13 protein-coding genes and 2 tRNA genes are annotated in these 15173 nt (G+C 44.5%); 11 read left to right on the top strand and 4 right to left on the bottom strand.

The annotated features are described in order from the left end of the window. Positions 1-18: 18 nt before the first annotated feature. The gene (locus G6R11_RS03100; RefSeq protein ID WP_163131360.1) at positions 19-891 is read right to left on the bottom strand and encodes a U32 family peptidase; all 873 of its coding nucleotides are present in this window, start codon (positions 889-891) and stop codon (positions 19-21) included. Positions 892-904: 13 nt separating this feature from the next. After that, positions 905-1903 (bottom strand): peptidase U32 family protein, encoded by a 999-nt coding sequence (locus G6R11_RS03105; protein WP_163131362.1) that lies wholly within the window; start codon positions 1901-1903, stop codon positions 905-907. 140 nt (positions 1904-2043) lie between these two features. Between G6R11_RS03105 and G6R11_RS03110 the strand changes: the two genes are divergently transcribed. The 3 genes from G6R11_RS03110 to G6R11_RS03120 all read left to right on the top strand — a co-directional run bounded on the left by G6R11_RS03110 (position 2044) and on the right by G6R11_RS03120 (position 5741). Then, positions 2044-2532: an SCP2 domain-containing protein gene (locus G6R11_RS03110; RefSeq protein WP_163131364.1), complete on the top strand. Its 489-nt coding sequence runs from the start codon at positions 2044-2046 to the stop codon at positions 2530-2532. Between the two features lie 123 nt (positions 2533-2655). Then, complete coding sequence (locus G6R11_RS03115) at positions 2656-3825, top strand: extracellular solute-binding protein (protein ID WP_163131366.1); 1170 nt, start codon at positions 2656-2658, stop codon at positions 3823-3825. Beyond that, a complete protein-coding gene (locus G6R11_RS03120) occupies positions 3822-5741 on the top strand; it encodes a sensor histidine kinase (RefSeq protein ID WP_163131367.1) in 1920 nt (639 codons plus the stop codon). The genes G6R11_RS03115 and G6R11_RS03120 overlap by 4 nt, the downstream gene beginning before the upstream one ends. Here G6R11_RS03120 and G6R11_RS03125 read toward each other — a convergent pair. Next, the gene (locus G6R11_RS03125; protein ID WP_163131368.1) at positions 5738-6130 is read right to left on the bottom strand and encodes a hypothetical protein; all 393 of its coding nucleotides are present in this window, start codon (positions 6128-6130) and stop codon (positions 5738-5740) included. The genes G6R11_RS03120 and G6R11_RS03125 overlap by 4 nt on opposite strands. Before the next feature lie 48 nt (positions 6131-6178). Beyond that, on the bottom strand, positions 6179-6883 hold the full coding sequence (locus tag G6R11_RS03130) for a murein L,D-transpeptidase family protein (RefSeq protein WP_240352387.1): 705 nt from the start codon (positions 6881-6883) through the stop codon (positions 6179-6181). Positions 6884-7014: 131 nt separating this feature from the next. Between G6R11_RS03130 and G6R11_RS03135 the strand changes: the two genes are divergently transcribed. The 8 genes from G6R11_RS03135 to G6R11_RS03170 all read left to right on the top strand — a co-directional run bounded on the left by G6R11_RS03135 (position 7015) and on the right by G6R11_RS03170 (position 15110). Then, positions 7015-7734, top strand: coding sequence for an ABC transporter substrate-binding protein (locus G6R11_RS03135; protein WP_163131370.1), 720 nt, complete (start codon positions 7015-7017; stop codon positions 7732-7734). Positions 7735-7893: 159 nt separating this feature from the next. Further along, entirely contained in the window at positions 7894-8898 is a 1005-nt protein-coding gene (locus tag G6R11_RS03140) for a TAXI family TRAP transporter solute-binding subunit (protein WP_163131372.1), read from the top strand. A 58-nt stretch (positions 8899-8956) separates the two neighbouring features. After that, a complete protein-coding gene (locus G6R11_RS03145) occupies positions 8957-11038 on the top strand; it encodes a TRAP transporter fused permease subunit (protein WP_163131374.1) in 2082 nt (693 codons plus the stop codon). Between the two features lie 158 nt (positions 11039-11196). Further along, the gene (locus G6R11_RS03150; protein WP_163131376.1) at positions 11197-12189 is read left to right on the top strand and encodes a Gfo/Idh/MocA family protein; all 993 of its coding nucleotides are present in this window, start codon (positions 11197-11199) and stop codon (positions 12187-12189) included. 182 nt (positions 12190-12371) lie between these two features. Then, a tRNA-Ser gene (locus G6R11_RS03155) sits at positions 12372-12462 on the top strand. 53 nt (positions 12463-12515) lie between these two features. After that, positions 12516-12606, top strand: a tRNA-Ser gene (locus G6R11_RS03160). Between the two features lie 495 nt (positions 12607-13101). After that, positions 13102-14511 carry an undecaprenyl-phosphate glucose phosphotransferase gene (locus G6R11_RS03165; protein ID WP_163131377.1) on the top strand — a complete coding sequence of 470 codons (1410 nt, stop codon included), beginning with the start codon at positions 13102-13104 and terminating at the stop codon, positions 14509-14511. 23 nt (positions 14512-14534) lie between these two features. After that, positions 14535-15110, top strand: a complete 576-nt coding sequence (locus G6R11_RS03170; protein WP_240352388.1) for a polysaccharide biosynthesis/export family protein — start codon at positions 14535-14537, stop codon at positions 15108-15110. The last annotated feature ends 63 nt before the right edge of the window (positions 15111-15173 follow it).

A 15173-nucleotide genomic window follows, 5' to 3' on the forward strand; every position in this document is an offset into this window, starting at 1 on the left:
TGGCTCTCGCTTCGCGTATTAATCTTGCTGGCGAATGCCAGCAATTTGATGCCAATACCCGTTAACACTGTCGGGCGTTGGAAAATGCTCGCCAGTGTTACTTCTTAAGCGAAATGCCTCTAAGTGTTCAATACTTTCCTCGCCTAGCGGACTAATCCTTACAATATCTACCAGCCCTTTCATGCTTTGTTGATCGTTTATTAAGTCGTAGCACTCACCAGAAAGCGTTTGAATACCGTTTAGTACAAACAGTGGTTGGCCTTCTTGGCTATTAACTACGCGGCCTGTTGGGTAGTTAATACAGCAGGTTTCACAGTTGTCCTTACTCTTACCTTCAGACTGTGCGGTAAAACAGCGAGCAGAGTAGGCTAGTGGTAGATGGCCATAAGCAAATACTTCTATTTCAAAGCGCTCTCTTATGCCCATTTCTGTGCATTCGTTACTCAGCTTTTGCAACCAATCACGAGACAGCTCTACGGGCATTACCCAGCGCTGCATGCCCTGGTCCAATAGTACCTTGAGGGCATAAGCGTTATAGATGTTAATAGCTGGGCCACATACAAAAGGTAGCTTAGCTTTATGGGCTTCTTCCACTGCACCAAAATCGTTGGCTTCTATACAAAAATCACCATTGTCGATGAGTTTCTTTAAGTTACGGATCTCTGACGGTGCCTCTAGCAGAGCTATAGTAGAAATAACAACTTGCTTGCCAGCTTGAGAAAGCTGTTTGGCCATGTCTATCCAGTCTTGCGCTTTCATGTTTCTGCGCTTGCTGCATACCGTTTCACCTAGATAGACAATGTCGGCACTGCTTGCTTTGGCTAAGTGATAAAACTCTTCAATTTTTTGGTTTGGCCAATAGTATAAGATTGGCCCAAGTGAGTACTTCATAATCTACCTATAGTTATTGCCAAGCTTTTTGATAAGCACCCAATGTAGTTTGGCTGCCTTCTGATAATTTAGCGAGTTGGCTCATCCATTGTTGTTTGGCAGCGTACTGCTCGGGTTGCGCCTGATAGCTATCAATGGCTTCGCGCCATACCTGAGTAACCTGCGCCACATAGGCTGGACTGCGTTGACGGCCTTCGATTTTTACTGCAGAAATATTGGCTGCAAATAGCTCTGGCAATAACTCTATAGTGTTTAAGCTGGTAGGTTCTTCAAGCGCATGATAGCGCTCGCCATCTACCTCAAACCGTCCCTTACATAGGGTGGGGTAACCGGCGGTTTCATTAGGGCCGTAACGATCAATCAGAATGTCATTTAAGCGCGACTCTAAGCCTTGTTCGGTTTCTTGCCAGCGGACAAACGAGGCGGGAGAGCAGGCGCCAACAGTATTGGGCGACTCACCGGTAAGGTAAGATGATAAGTAGCAGCGGCCCTCGGCCATTACACACAAGCTACCAAAGGCAAATACTTCTAACTCCATGTCTGGGCAAGCGCGTGATAACTGTTTTACCTGATGAATAGACAGCACCCGTGGCAATACCACACGCTTAACATTGAAGTTACGGTGATAAAACTCGATAGCAGAAGCATTGGTCGCAGAGGCCTGAACCGATAAGTGTACCGTTAAATCTGGATAAGTATTCTTGGCGTATTCTAACAAGGCGATGTCGGCCAAAATCACCACATCGGCACCAATTTCTACTGCTCTATCAATGGCTGAATACCACAATTGGTGTTGCTCTGGATGAGCAAAAGTATTAATTGCAATGTGCAGTTGGCGCTGGTGCTTCTTTAAGTAATCTACTGCTTTATCGAGCTTTTTTCCGTCAAAGTTTAAGCCAGCAAAGTGACGGGCATTAGTGGCATCTTTAAAACCAATATAGATAGCGTCGGCACCATGATCTACCGCCGCTTTAACTGCGGGCAAAGAGCCTGCAGGGCAAAGTAATTCCATATTTCCCTCAACTCGAGATTTTTTGTCATTCTACTGGGCTTAGTTAGATGGGATATTGACTCAGCGCAGCTTTGCACTAGGGAAAACTGCGTAAACTTAGCCACTTATCAGCTTTGTTTGTTAATTTTATGAGGTCTTTAGTGTTTACTCGCTTAAAACAATCTTTAGTCAAAGACATGCCGCGCTTATTAAGCTTGCCAGTAAAAATGTGTCCCTTTTCGCTGCAAGGTAAGGCCATGGAAAAAGCACTGGCTTTGAGTTTTGCAGAAGCGATTGAAGAGGGTGATTTAGATTTTCTAGAACAGCGCTGGTTAAAACTTACGGTGAGTGACTTAGCGGCAAGCTGGTATATCACTTTTGATAATGAGCGTTTAAGAGTTCAAGCTCAGGCGCCGCAAGTTGATGTAAGCTTTTCTGGCGAGTTGAATGACTTTGTGCTGATGATGGGACGCAAAGAAGACCCCGATACCCTGTTTTTTCAGCGCCGCTTGAAAATTGAAGGTGATACAGAACTCGGTTTAGAGTTAAAAAACCTTTTGGATAACCTCGATATTGATGATCTACCATCTTGGATGAGCGAACCCTTAAAGCAAGGCGCGGCGATGGTATCTGAATATCGTGTGGCGTAGACCTTATTTTTAAAAATTCAATGGCTTAAATGCATGCTATCTCCCGAATACTAAAGGTGATTTAAGCGCAACTTAGTACTTTTGAACTACACTGAAAACAGGGTGGATGATGAAGGGGGTTGCATGCGATTTGTGCTGCTGTTGCTAGCAATAGTGTGGGGAAGCGCTAGCGCCGAGCAATTAAGCTTTCTTTATTACAGAGAGCAAGGCAAAGCTATTTTTCAAGAGTTGCTGGATGAGTTTTCAGCGCAAAGCCAGCATCAAGTTACTCTTTATCAAATCACTTCTGAAAGCCTAAAACCGTCGCTGATTAAATCAGTGTTGCAAGGCACCGCTGCTGATGTGGCTTTTGCTCCTTCCGATATTATTGGCATTACAGAGCAAGCAAAGTTGTCTGCTGTGCCTCGTGAGTTTATTGACTCCAGTACGCCGAGTTCCTTGTTACTCACTGCCACTATCGATGAGCAGTTGCATGGGATCCCGATTTTGCAGGGAAACCACCTCATGCTTTTCTATAATCGCGGTTTAGTAGAGCAACCAGCCAGTGCTTGGCAAGAGTTACTAGATCAGAAAAAACACTTTGATGAGCAAGGCATTGCCACGATTGGCTGGAATTACTCCGAGATGTATTGGTTCGCTGGGTTCTACAATACCTTTGGCGGTAGAATGACTCGTGGAAAATTGGTGACGCTTGACCAGCATCCCATGGAGGATGCCTTAAACTTTTATAAGAGTTTAACTAAACGCAGCTTAGTGAGTGCGGAGTGTACCTACGATTGCGGTTATAAAGACTTTATTGAAGGTAAGGTGGCATATGCCATTAATGGTGAGTGGGCTATCGCAGATTTTGAACACCATCTCGGAGACGAACTCGGCATTGCCTTAATTCCTAATATTGGCAATCGTGCCTTTAAGCCGCTTTCCTCCAGCTTAGTTTTAGTCTTTCCTGATAATAGCTTGAACTCTAACAAAGCGGCGGCACTGAAGGAGTTAAGTGAGTATCTACAAAGCGAAAAGGTACAGCAGCGTTTATACCAAGAAGCTCGATTTTTGCCCGTAAATGCGGATTTACTGGATCAAATAAAACAACAATCAAACCCCAATGAAGCGGCAATGTTAGCCCAGTTAGAGCAAGCCGTTCCTATGTCAGCAGAGGCTGCGCAAGCTAGTGCTTGGCTAGGATTGCGTAAGGGCTTTGAGCTATTTAGTAAAGGCGTACTAGATGCCGCCAAAGCCAGAGAGTATATGCAGCAATTTGCTGAGAGAGATTACAGGCAGACCCAAAAGCAATGATGATAAAAGCTAATCAGCTGAGAACCACACTTGCGCTTAGTATTTTGTTGGGGGCTTTATTGCCCAGTATACTCATTGGCTCTTTTCTTCTTAAGCAAATTTCAGAACAAGACCAACAAGCAGTAACGCAAACCTTATATCTAAAAGCCAACAATATTGCCCAGAATATTCAGTATCAAGTAAGGCAACTGCTGCTTGATTTGCAAAGCCTTGCTCAAGTGAATGACGTAGTACTTACACCCACCTCTGCCATTTTTGGCTTTCACTCTAATCAACTAATTAGTGAGGTACTGCAGCAAAATAGCTGGGCTTCAGCTATTTATATTGTCGATTTAGAAGGTCAAATTATAGAAGGAGCGCCGCTACAGGCGGAGATACTGGATATACAGGTGCATAGCGCTGCCATTCAACGTTTAAACGAGCAAGTTAAGCAGGGCAGAAAAGAAGCCTTAATCGAAGTTTATCAAGACTCGGAGTTTGCTCAGTTGGTGGCCAGCATTGATGGTATAGATAGCGACTCAGGATTGTTATTGATGCAGCCCCTGCTTCAGAAGAATTTAAATGCCATTGAAGATAGCCAGCAAGTTGGTGCTTTGGTGGTGTTTGTGCCTATGCAGTCGGTATGGCGTGAAGCAGCTTCGCGAATTTCTCAACAAGGCTCTTTTGAGCTATTTCATTCGCAACGTTTATTGTTCAAAGGTGTTAAAGGCGAGCAACCTGAACGACGATTTTATATTGATGTAGATTTAGATCTAAGCCAAATGACAGAGCCTCTCTCCTTATCATTGAGCGCGCAAAGCCGCTCACTATGGGGCTTGCTGGTAGAGCGCCAATCAAATGTAGTCATTGTATTGCTGGTGGTGTTTGTGCTGGTGGCCATTATTGCTATTGCGATGACTCGGCGAATTACTGAGCCCTTAGAACACTTAAGCCGCTTGGTTAGCAATTACTCCAAAGGTCGCTATGACACTAAAGTTCCCTCGCTAGCCTATGAGGAGTTTAATCAAGTGGGGGGCTTACTGGAAAGCATGGCGGCAAAAGTTACTCGAGATCAAGAACAACTTGAGCAACGGGTCGCGGAGCGAACTAAGGAGTTAGAGCAGGCCAATTCGACCTTACAACATACCTTAGCCAAGTTAAACGATACTCAGCTAGAGCTTGTAGAAAAAGAGAAAATGGCTGCATTAGGTGGCTTGGTTGCCGGTATGGCGCATGAGCTTAATACCCCTTTAGGTGTTGGCATAACCGCTGCGTCTCAATTGGTTAGTAATTATCAAAGTATTGGGCAGCAATTAAATGAGGGAGCCTTAGCCCGCGCTGAGCTCGAGAATATGCTGGAGCAAGGTATTGAAGGTGGTAAGTTGCTTGAGAGTAGCTTGCAACGCTCTGCGGCTTTAGTTAATACATTTAAAGCTTTAGCGGGCAGTGATATTGATTCGAGCTTGCAACGGCTTAATTTGAAAACTTGGTTAGAGCAGCAGTTGCAGATGTTTCTCCAGCCCTTTACTGAACTGAACATACAGCTTAGCGTTTCTGGTAGTAATCCCAGTATGTTAGTTAATCAACGTGCGCTTGAGTTGGTGTTGTCTTGTCTCATTGATAACTCGATTCAACACGGCTTTGCTAGCCATGGCTACCCTCACGTAAAAGTGGATATTGAGTCCAACCAAGAAATGGTAGAAATTAACTATCAAGATAATGGTAGCGGGGTATCTAACGAGGATATAAATCTTATCTTTAATCCCTTTTATACTACTGGGCGTAGTTCTGGAAATGTGGGCTTAGGGCTAAACCAAGTATACAACCTGGTTCACCAGCATCTATTGGGGAGTGTAGAAACCTACAATGCAGAGCCTCAGGGGTTAGGTTTTACTATTCGTTTACCTCGCGAGTACGGAAAGAATCACGCCGTTTAGCCTTTTTTAGGCCAAGTAACAATTTTCCCGTTGTCAAAAATGCTACCCGACTGCGCCACTCTAAGAGAGACAAATATGTTGTCTAGGGCAATATGGCTATGCTGATGGATTATCTTAGCTAGTAGGCTAATTAGTTGTTGTTGGCGCTTTTCGCTGTGTACATCGGGAACAAATAGTTCAACCATAATCGGTGGCTGATGAGTGTGTTGTTGGTGATGAACTTGTTGGTTTACGAAGTAGTGTCCTGGCTGAGTGTAGTGCCACTCTATGCTGATATGCTCTAATTGAATTTTGGCTTGTTGGGCAAAAGCATTGGCTAGCTTATCGAGAAGGCTAGGCATATCAATGGCATTAGGTAAGGCTAAGGAGCGAATATGCACTATCGGCATTTACAGCTTCTCCCGTTAATTGTTATTACTTTCCTCTAGCCTAACTCATTACTTAAATTGTTCAAATTGTTGTTGAATTTGTTGATATAACTCTGCCGTCCACTCTGGCAAATGATCGGGCACTGGAAACAGTGGCAGAAGCCTAGGGTCGTGCGGTGTAATAACTACCTGACTATTGCCTGGGCCGATACGTTCAACCAATACAAACAGGTCTTCAATGTTTTGATCTCCCATGGCCAAGCAACCTACCGAGGAAGTTTTACCATGGATAAAAATATTAGAGCCGGGTTGGTGGCGTTGCTCTTTTTTGGCCATAGCTAAGTCAAAGCTATTGGGGTAGTTAAGCTTCATCGATAAGTGGAATTTGCTGTTAGGGTTTAAAGCTTCAATCTCATAAATACCTTCGGGAACCTGTAAATCACCTTCACGCAACTTGGGGCCTGCTGTGCCACTAGCATGGCGGATCCAATAGGTATGGATGTACTTGTAACCTTCTCCAGAATCGGCCCATAACTCTAGTCTGCGTGATCGCTTGCTGGCCAATAAGGTGATTTTTTGTGGTGGGTAATCCACTTTTGCGGCTACAAATAGCGGCAATAGTCGCTTTAGACTATCGTTATGGTAAGTGTTAATTACTTGTTTAATCGACCGTTTACTGGTTGGCAGTGACGATGATTCGGCCCAGTTGCTGGCAAACAGTGAAAAGCTGCAGCAAGCAAAAAGCGCTAGGCTGCAAAGTCGATAAAAACGCAAAAGTTAATACTCTATCGATTAAGTGAGAGAGAAGTGTACTTGTAGTTGCTAGCGAGCGCCATAGTTGAGGCTTTGATGCGAGCAAAAGCGGCGACATGCGCCCACGGTCAACATCATGAGGAGGCCTTTATTTGTTGGTTATTAGACTTGCTTTATTAACTGTTAGCCTGCTGTGTTGTGGCCAGCTAAGTGCGCGAACACTTGAGCAACTAGATTATTACAGTGAAGAGTTTTTTCCTTATAACTATCTTGAACAAGGTCAGGCAGTAGGCTTTTCAGTTGAGTTACTGGCGCTGATCTTTGCCCAGCTAGAAAGCCCTGCGCCTGAGGTTAAAATTGTACCGTGGACACGCGGTTACGCCACCCTGCAACATCAAGCATTTACTGTACTGTTTTCTACTATTAAGACTCCACAGCGGGCAGACAGGTTTGAGTGGGCTTGTCCTATTAATGTAAGCCGAGGCAAGTTTTATGGTTTAACTGATAGTGAGCTGGAAATTACCTCGCTAAAAGATGCCGAGAATCTAAAAATAGCGATTATGAAAGGGCAGGCCATCGACGGTTTCTTAACGCGATCTGACTTTACTGCAGAGCTAATACCGGTAAAAAGTGTTGAGCAAGCCTTTAGGTTACTTGCACTGCGCAGAGTAGATTTAATCGCCTTAACAGAGCAAAGTTTAGAAGGTCATCAATCTAGTTTTAAACCCTTATATACCCTGTTTGAACATGATTACTGTTTTGCCTTTAATCGCTCGATTAGCCAACAAGAGCTAGCTCGTTTCCAAGCCGCCTTAGAGCAAGTGCGCCAATCAGACGCTTTCGAAAAACTTTATCAAAAGTACTTTTACTAGGCGAAATTCTGCAACTTTAGTCGTACGAGTCATGTTAATAACTTGTTAATGGTGGCAACTGTGTCTAGGATGAAAATTCAATAAAATCATTGTGATTTATTAACCACTACCTGTTTGGCTCAAGCGCTTGCTGGGCTGTTTACTAAGGAGAGTAACATCATGCGTCATTGGCTAAGCAAGGTCGCGCTAATCACTAGTGCTTTATCTTTTTCAGTACAGGCCGACACCGGAACAAATTACCTATTGGCAACAGCCAGTACTGGCGGCACTTACTATCCTGTTGGTGTTGCGCTGGCAACTTTAACCAAGGTGAAAATTCAGCCAAAACACAAGGTCAGTGTTTCTGCTATTAACTCTGCCGGCTCCGGCGAAAATATTAAATTGCTTCGAGATAAAGAGGCGCAGTTTGCCATTCTGCAGGGGTTATACGGCTCTTATGCGGTTAATGGCAGCGGACCATTAGAGAAAGAAGGTAAGCAAGCTCACCTGCGTTCAATCACGATGTTATGGCAAAACGTTGAACAGTTTGTTGTTAAGAACGAGCATGCTAAGAGTGGCGATTTAAGCGATTTGATGGCCTTAGCCGGTAAAAAAGTGGCATTAGGTAAAAAGAACTCTGGAACCATTGGTTCTAATCGCTTTTTGTTAGGTAATTTAGGTGTAGATATCGACAAACAGATGGAGCTGTTTTCCGCTGGCTATGGTCCTTCTGCCGAGGCCTTACAAAACGGTCAAGTAGAAGCTATTAATACACCGGCCGGTGCACCAACTGGTGCGGTGACCAAACTATTTGCAGCAGCCGGTGGCGACGTTAGCCCTTTGGATGTGACCGATGAGCAAATAGAAAAAGCTAACGGTGGCTTAGGCTTATGGACTCGTTATGTGATTCCTGCTGGTACTTACCCTAATTTGAACAAAGACTGGAACACCATGGCGCAGCCAAACTTTTTGGCAGTACATGCTGATGTAGACGAGGAGTTTGTTTACTTACTCACTAAAACTATCTACGAAAACTTAGGCTTTTTGCAGGCGATTCATAAGGCGACAAATGCCATGGCTTTAGACAAGGCATTGGCTGGTTTGCCTGCTCCTTTACACCCTGGTGCTGCGCGTTACTACCGTGAAGCCGGCTTAAACATTCCTGATAACTTGGTTGCACAATAGTTGTTTTGCCTAGGCCTCAGGGCCTAGGTCTCCTTTACCTCCCTCAGGATTCATCACTATGCAATGGAATGCCGTACCTGACAGTATTCGTCAAGAAGTTGAAGATACCCGCGCTGTACCCCTTATTTACGTTTTAGGCATTATTATTAGTTTGGCTCATGTCTACTTCAATATTTTTGCAGATATTGCTGTGCTTCAGCAAAATATCCTCCATTTCGCCGGATTTATTTTGCTTTGCGGTTTGCTAAAACCTTTAAGTTCGCAGCGACAACTGGCCATTTTGGACAAACTTTGGGTACTCGCCATTGCCTGCTCAGCGATATATTTATTGTTTGCCGAAGATCTTATTTATGAACGTGGTGTGCGTTTGGTGGCATTAGATTGGTTGTGCGGCACTGTGGTGATTTTGGGTGCGATAGATATGACGCGCCGAGCCACTGGCTGGGTGATTCCGATATTAATTGTAACCGCGATATCCTACCTTGCTTGGTGGGGAAACTATGTGCCAGGAGTGTTTCAGTTTAAAGGCCTTAGCCTGGAGACTCTGCTATTTAGAAGCATTTATGGCGATGATGCTATTTTTGGTAATATCGCGCGCATTTCCGCAAGTTTTGTTTTCATGTTTATCTTATTCGGCGCATTTTTGTTGCGATCGGGTGCTGGTGATTTTGTCATTCACCTCTCTAAGAGCATTGCTAGCCGCTTGGTTGGTGGTCCTGGTATTGTGGCAATTATTGCCTCTGGCCTTACTGGTACTATTTCTGGAAGTGCTGTAGCCAATACTGCGTCTACTGGAGTTGTGACCATTCCATTAATGAAAAATGCTGGTTTTAGCCCGCGCTTTGCGGCGGCTGTTGAAGCATCGGCGTCTACTGGCGGGCAAATTGTTCCCCCTATCATGGGAGCTGGCGCTTTTGTGATGGCCAGTTATACGCAAATTCCTTACAGCACCATTGTCATGGTGAGTATTCTTCCGGCTATTTTGTATTTTGCATCGCTGGTTTTTTATGTACGAACTGAATCATATAAAGCGGGCTTAACGCGCACCATGGAGCAAACTGCACCCTTATTACCCATGGTGATGCGCGAAGGGCTGTCGTTTATTGTGCCGGTCACCTTGTTGATTGTATTGCTGGTAATGGGCTATACGCCCACTTATGCGGCGGTGATTGCGATTATTGCGGTGGTAGTGAGCTCGTGGTTTACCCCAAACAAGATGGGCTTCTCGGCCATTGCAGATGCTTTCGCGCTGGGTTCGCGCAACATGGTAGTCACCGCGGTGCTGTTGTGTTCGGTGGGCTTAATCGTCAATGTTATTGCAACTGCCGGTATTGGAAATACTTTTTCCTTGATGATTACAGAGTGGTCGGGCGGTAGCTTGTTAGTGGCACTATTGCTGGTGGCCGTGGCGTCTTTAGTGTTAGGCATGGGCTTACCCGTAACCGCTTCTTATATTGTGTTGGCGACCTTGTCTGCTCCTGCTTTGTTACAGTTAATGGCAAACGTAGAGTTGGTTAGCGCCTTAAGCTCTGGTGCCCTAAGTGCTGATGTTCAAGCCATTCTTATGCTGGTGGGAGTTAGCCCCGAGCAAGGAGCAATGAGTGTTGCTCAGGCACAAGCCCTAATTAACGATATGCCAGATGAAATGATGGCTATACTGCGGCCAATGTTACTGGATGAACACCAGCTATCGATGTTGTTATTGGCGGCTCATTTAGTGATTTTTTGGCTCTCACAAGATAGCAACGTTACGCCTCCGGTGTGCTTGTGTACCTTTACCGCAGCCGCGATTGCTAAGTCTCCGCCTATGGCCACTGGTTTTACCTCATGGAAAATCGCCAAAGGCTTGTACATTATTCCTATTTTGTTTGCTTACACCCCGCTAGCGCAGGGCGATTGGTTAGCTGCTTTTCAGGTATTTATCTTCGCCTTGCCTGGCTTGTATGCTTTTACCTTAGTGATGCAAGGCTGGCAAAAACGCCAACTGAAACATTGGGAGAGGGCGCTTTTAGTAGTAATCGCCGTCGCGTTGTTAAGCCCAGTGGCTATGCACTGGCAAGTTATCGCTTTAGTGAGTTTATTGGGCGTAATGTTTTACATTCAACGAAGCAGCAAACAAGTTGTTGAACTAACATCATGATATTTAGCGTTTAGTGATGAATTATTTCACTGCAACCCTTGAGGCTTAGTGCCAGTTCACAGTTTGCATTTGCAGGTGAAACTGCGCGCTATCTCTGACTAGAATGTCTGTTCAATCTGGTTAATATGAACTTATTGATAATGCCTTAGAGAATAAAGATGACAGAAGGTCAATTTAATTGGGGAGTCATAGCTCCCGGTCGTATTGCACGTAATTTTGCCGAAGCATTAGCGGTTATTCCTCAAGCTAAGCTTTATGCGGTTGCTAGCTCTAAGCTGCAACGGGCACAGGACTTTGCCGATGAGTTTGATGGAGAAGTGGCGCTAGATGATTATCAAGCGCTAGCAAACGATCCTAAAGTTGATGCCATCTACATTGCCAACCCACACAGGTTCCACTTCGACAGCATTAAAATGTGCTTAGAGGCTGGCAAGCCAGTGCTTTGTGAAAAACCGCTAACGGTGAACGCCGCTCAAACGAAACAATTGGTTGCTTTAGCCAAGGCCAACAATGTGTTCTTGATGGAAGCGCTGTGGACTCGCTTTCAGCCCGCTTGGCAACAGGTTCGCGCTTGGCTTAATCAGCAACAGATTGGTGAGGTTAAACTCATCTGTTCAAGTTTTGGTTTTAACATCCCTCGTGACGAAGATGATCGTTTGCTTAACCGCGAGTTAGCGGGGGGAAGCCTATTAGATATGGGCGTATATAACGTATCTATGTCCCAGTTTGTTACCCAAAGCCAACCGAACAAAATTGTTGCTGATGGTCTTGTTGGCAGCACCGGTGTCGACGAGCGAAGCAGTGTGATAATGAATTATGGTGATTGCGCTAGCCAATTTACCTGTAACTTTTTGGCCAACACCGAAAACAGCTTCACTATTTTTGGTTCAAAGGGACATATTTGTATACCGAGTATGTTTTGGGTTGGCACTCAAGCTTGTCTGAGCGTGCATGGCGAGCCTGAAGTCGTTGAGGACTTTCCATTTCGTGCCTCGGGCTTTGAGTACCAAATTGAAGAAGTGATGCGTTGTGTTACTGCCGGACAATTACAAAGTGAAGTGATGAGCTGGCAAGAGAGTATTGAAACCATGCAAATCATGGACGAAATACGTTCACAAATAGGTGTCAGCTATCCTTTTTTAGGTGAGTAAACTTACGCGTTTTGGGTTGTGAAGAGGGCTGTTAGTGCTTAATAGCCTTCTTGAATCTTATAGATTTGGACAAATTATCATCTTGCCTTAAAAAAGTTGTGGATAATTGTCTGATTTGCGAGCGGTTAAACTTAATGGGTCTTTACATTCGAAAATCTTAAACGTAATATTCACACCGCTGCGGAGGGGTGGCAGAGTGGTCGAATGCACCGGTCTTGAAAACCGGCAAGGGTTAATAGCCCTTCGAGAGTTCAAATCTCTCCTCCTCCGCCATATTATCTTAGCCATGCACTGCATGGTTTTTTTAATCGCAGCAACACCCCTGCGGAGGGGTGGCAGAGTGGTCGAATGCACCGGTCTTGAAAACCGGCAAGGGTTAATAGCCCTTCGAGAGTTCAAATCTCTCCTCCTCCGCCATTTTTAAAGCCACGCTTAGCGTGGCTTTTTTCGTTTTATATCTCAGTAAATGCTAAAAAGTTAAGTGTTTGATATAAATAACATAAATATCAATTTCTTTAATTTGCATGATTATTTCCCTCGCTTCTCGTATCACGTCTTTTTGTTGAAACCTCTGCGTAATACAAATGAAATTCATCCTACTTAAGCTCAGTTTTAGCCAAAAAATTGTCAAATTTTCAGCTGAAAAATAGTTGAGCTTGTTGTTTGTTTTGTATTGACAAACGCTAATCAGCTACTTATAAATGAGTAATGTTTTTTCTTGTTTTGAGGCTTGTATCACCTTTAATTTATATTACCAATTAAATTTTGTGATATTTGTCCAATTGATTTTTTGATTATGAAGAACCAAAGTTAAGAGCGGTAAACGTCAAACCTTGGTTTAGTAACCACCCGCAAGATACAGAGATATACAAGCAATACATGGAATTTTTAGCTTGATACTAGGGGTGTGCAATGGATATGCAAAATCAAAATGGCGTAGTTCGTTCTAACGAATTTGAACTCGCGATTGTTTACCGAATTTCAGATGTATTTATTATTATTGCCGTTTTAGCTGGCCTGTCTTGGCTTAAAAATGGCTCCTTCGATTTGGCCTTCCAGCTAATGGGCGTTGGCTTATCAGCCATCTACTTGGTTGTCGCAGAATCCTTTAATCTATATCGCTCGTGGCGGGTTTCTTCTTTGAAAGAACAAGCCATGGTTAATCTATGGGTTTGGATTGTTAGTATTGCCTTGTTATTTGCAGTTAATTACTTTCTAAAAATCTCGGCTACCTATTCGCGAGTGGTGGTTGGTTCATGGGTAGTCGCCACACCAATGTTACTTATGGCTTGGCGCCTAGTATTTCGTGAGAGTTTGGCGGTAATGCGCCGCTTTGGTTATAACACTCGACGCGCAGCCATTATTGGGGTGTCGCAAAACGGTGTGCAACTCAAAGAAACCTTTGAAAATTCAGAAGAGCTTGGCATTCAATTTGTTGGATTTTTTGATGATAGAGATGCTTCTCGCTTAACAGACAGTGGTTATTCTGGTCCTGTTGCCAAAGTTGATACTGCACTTGAAATGGCTAAACGGGGCGAAGTTGACCATGTGTATATCGCCTTACCCATGCATGCTAAAGACCGGATTACCGGTTACCTACAGCAACTCTCCGACACCACTACTACTACATTTATCGTGCCCGATTTCTTCACTTATAACTTGCTGCATTCTCGTTGGAGTTCACTAGGCGATATTCAAACCGTAAGCGTATTTGATAGCCCATTCCGTGGCGGCAGTATGCTGGTTAAGCGAATCCAAGATATTGTATTGGCGTCGATTATCATTTTGTTGATTAGCCCGCTGCTGTTGGCGGTAGCCGTTGGTGTTAAGCGTTCTTCCCCTGGCCCGATCTTGTTTAAGCAAGATCGCTATGGTTTAGATGGGAAAAAAATTCGGGTTTGGAAGTTTCGTTCAATGAGCACCCAAGATAACGGTGCGGTGGTGAAGCAGGCAACGAAAAATGACCCTCGTGTGACCAAGTTTGGTGCCTTTATTCGTCGTACTTCGCTCGATGAGTTACCGCAATTTTTTAATGTATTGATGGGCAGCATGTCTATTGTTGGGCCGCGCCCGCATGCGGTTTCGCACAATGAAGAATATCGCCAAATTGTTAACCGCTACATGCTACGTCATAAAGTGAAACCTGGTATTACCGGTTGGGCACAAATCAATGGTTACCGCGGTGAAACCGACACCTTAGAAAAAATGGAAAAGCGGGTGCAATACGATCTTGAGTACATTCGTGTGTGGACGCTTTGGATGGATATCAAAATTGTATTCCTCACTATCTTTAAAGGATTTGTAGGTAAAACTGCCTACTAAGTAAAGCTGTTCAAGGAGTTGTGATGAATTGGGATAGTTCTCTCTTGGCTACGTGGTGTAACACCAAGCGCGCCTGGTACTTGCTAGTAACGCTATTGATGTGGGGCGGTTTTAGCGCTGCTTCTCAGGCCAATGATCTAGAGCAAAGCTACCGCTTAGGTGCAGGTGACCGCATCCAAATTGTTGTGTACGGCGAGAGCGATTTGTCGATGGAACTGCTGGTGACTAACAGTGGCAAAATCGACTATCCCTACTTGGGGCGTATTCCAGTGAACAGCCTTACTGCTCAGCAACTTAGAGATAACATTGAACAGGGCTTGCGAGGCGATTACCTGATTAACCCCAAGGTAGCAGTAAACATCATTGGCTACCGACAAATCTTTATTAATGGCGAGGTAGAGCACCCAGGTGGTTACGCTTATCAACCCGGTCTTACGGTTGAAAAAGCAATAGCGCTAGCGGGTGGTTTTACCGAGCGCGCATCGAAAACAAATATCAATATCACCCCAGGTAATGGCACTAACGATTTAGTGAAAGCTGCCTTAAAGCACCGCATTGCTCCGGGAGACATTATTGTGGTTAAGGCCAGTTTCTTTTAGGCCTAGCTTCTTTTACGGCAAGGGTGCCAACAGTAATACTCCGTAAGTTTGCTAACAGGGAAG

Source organism: Agarivorans sp. Alg241-V36 (assembly GCF_900537085.1).
Lineage (GTDB): Bacteria > Pseudomonadota > Gammaproteobacteria > Enterobacterales > Celerinatantimonadaceae > Agarivorans.

What these genes read in the sequence shown, in the direction of transcription:
- G6R11_RS03140 (WP_163131372.1), top strand. Translation starts at nt 7,894, where the DNA reads ATGCGTCATTGGCTAAGCAAGGTCGCGCTAATCACTAGTGCTTTATCT.
- G6R11_RS03100 (WP_163131360.1), bottom strand. Translation starts at nt 891, where the DNA reads ATGAAGTACTCACTTGGGCCAATCTTATACTATTGGCCAAACCAAAAA.
- G6R11_RS03105 (WP_163131362.1), bottom strand. Translation starts at nt 1,903, where the DNA reads ATGGAATTACTTTGCCCTGCAGGCTCTTTGCCCGCAGTTAAAGCGGCG.
- G6R11_RS03165 (WP_163131377.1), top strand. Translation starts at nt 13,102, where the DNA reads ATGGATATGCAAAATCAAAATGGCGTAGTTCGTTCTAACGAATTTGAA.
- G6R11_RS03125 (WP_163131368.1), bottom strand. Translation starts at nt 6,130, where the DNA reads ATGCCGATAGTGCATATTCGCTCCTTAGCCTTACCTAATGCCATTGAT.
- G6R11_RS03145 (WP_163131374.1), top strand. Translation starts at nt 8,957, where the DNA reads ATGCAATGGAATGCCGTACCTGACAGTATTCGTCAAGAAGTTGAAGAT.
- G6R11_RS03120 (WP_163131367.1), top strand. Translation starts at nt 3,822, where the DNA reads ATGATGATAAAAGCTAATCAGCTGAGAACCACACTTGCGCTTAGTATT.
- G6R11_RS03150 (WP_163131376.1), top strand. Translation starts at nt 11,197, where the DNA reads ATGACAGAAGGTCAATTTAATTGGGGAGTCATAGCTCCCGGTCGTATT.
- G6R11_RS03170 (WP_240352388.1), top strand. Translation starts at nt 14,535, where the DNA reads ATGAATTGGGATAGTTCTCTCTTGGCTACGTGGTGTAACACCAAGCGC.
- G6R11_RS03115 (WP_163131366.1), top strand. Translation starts at nt 2,656, where the DNA reads ATGCGATTTGTGCTGCTGTTGCTAGCAATAGTGTGGGGAAGCGCTAGC.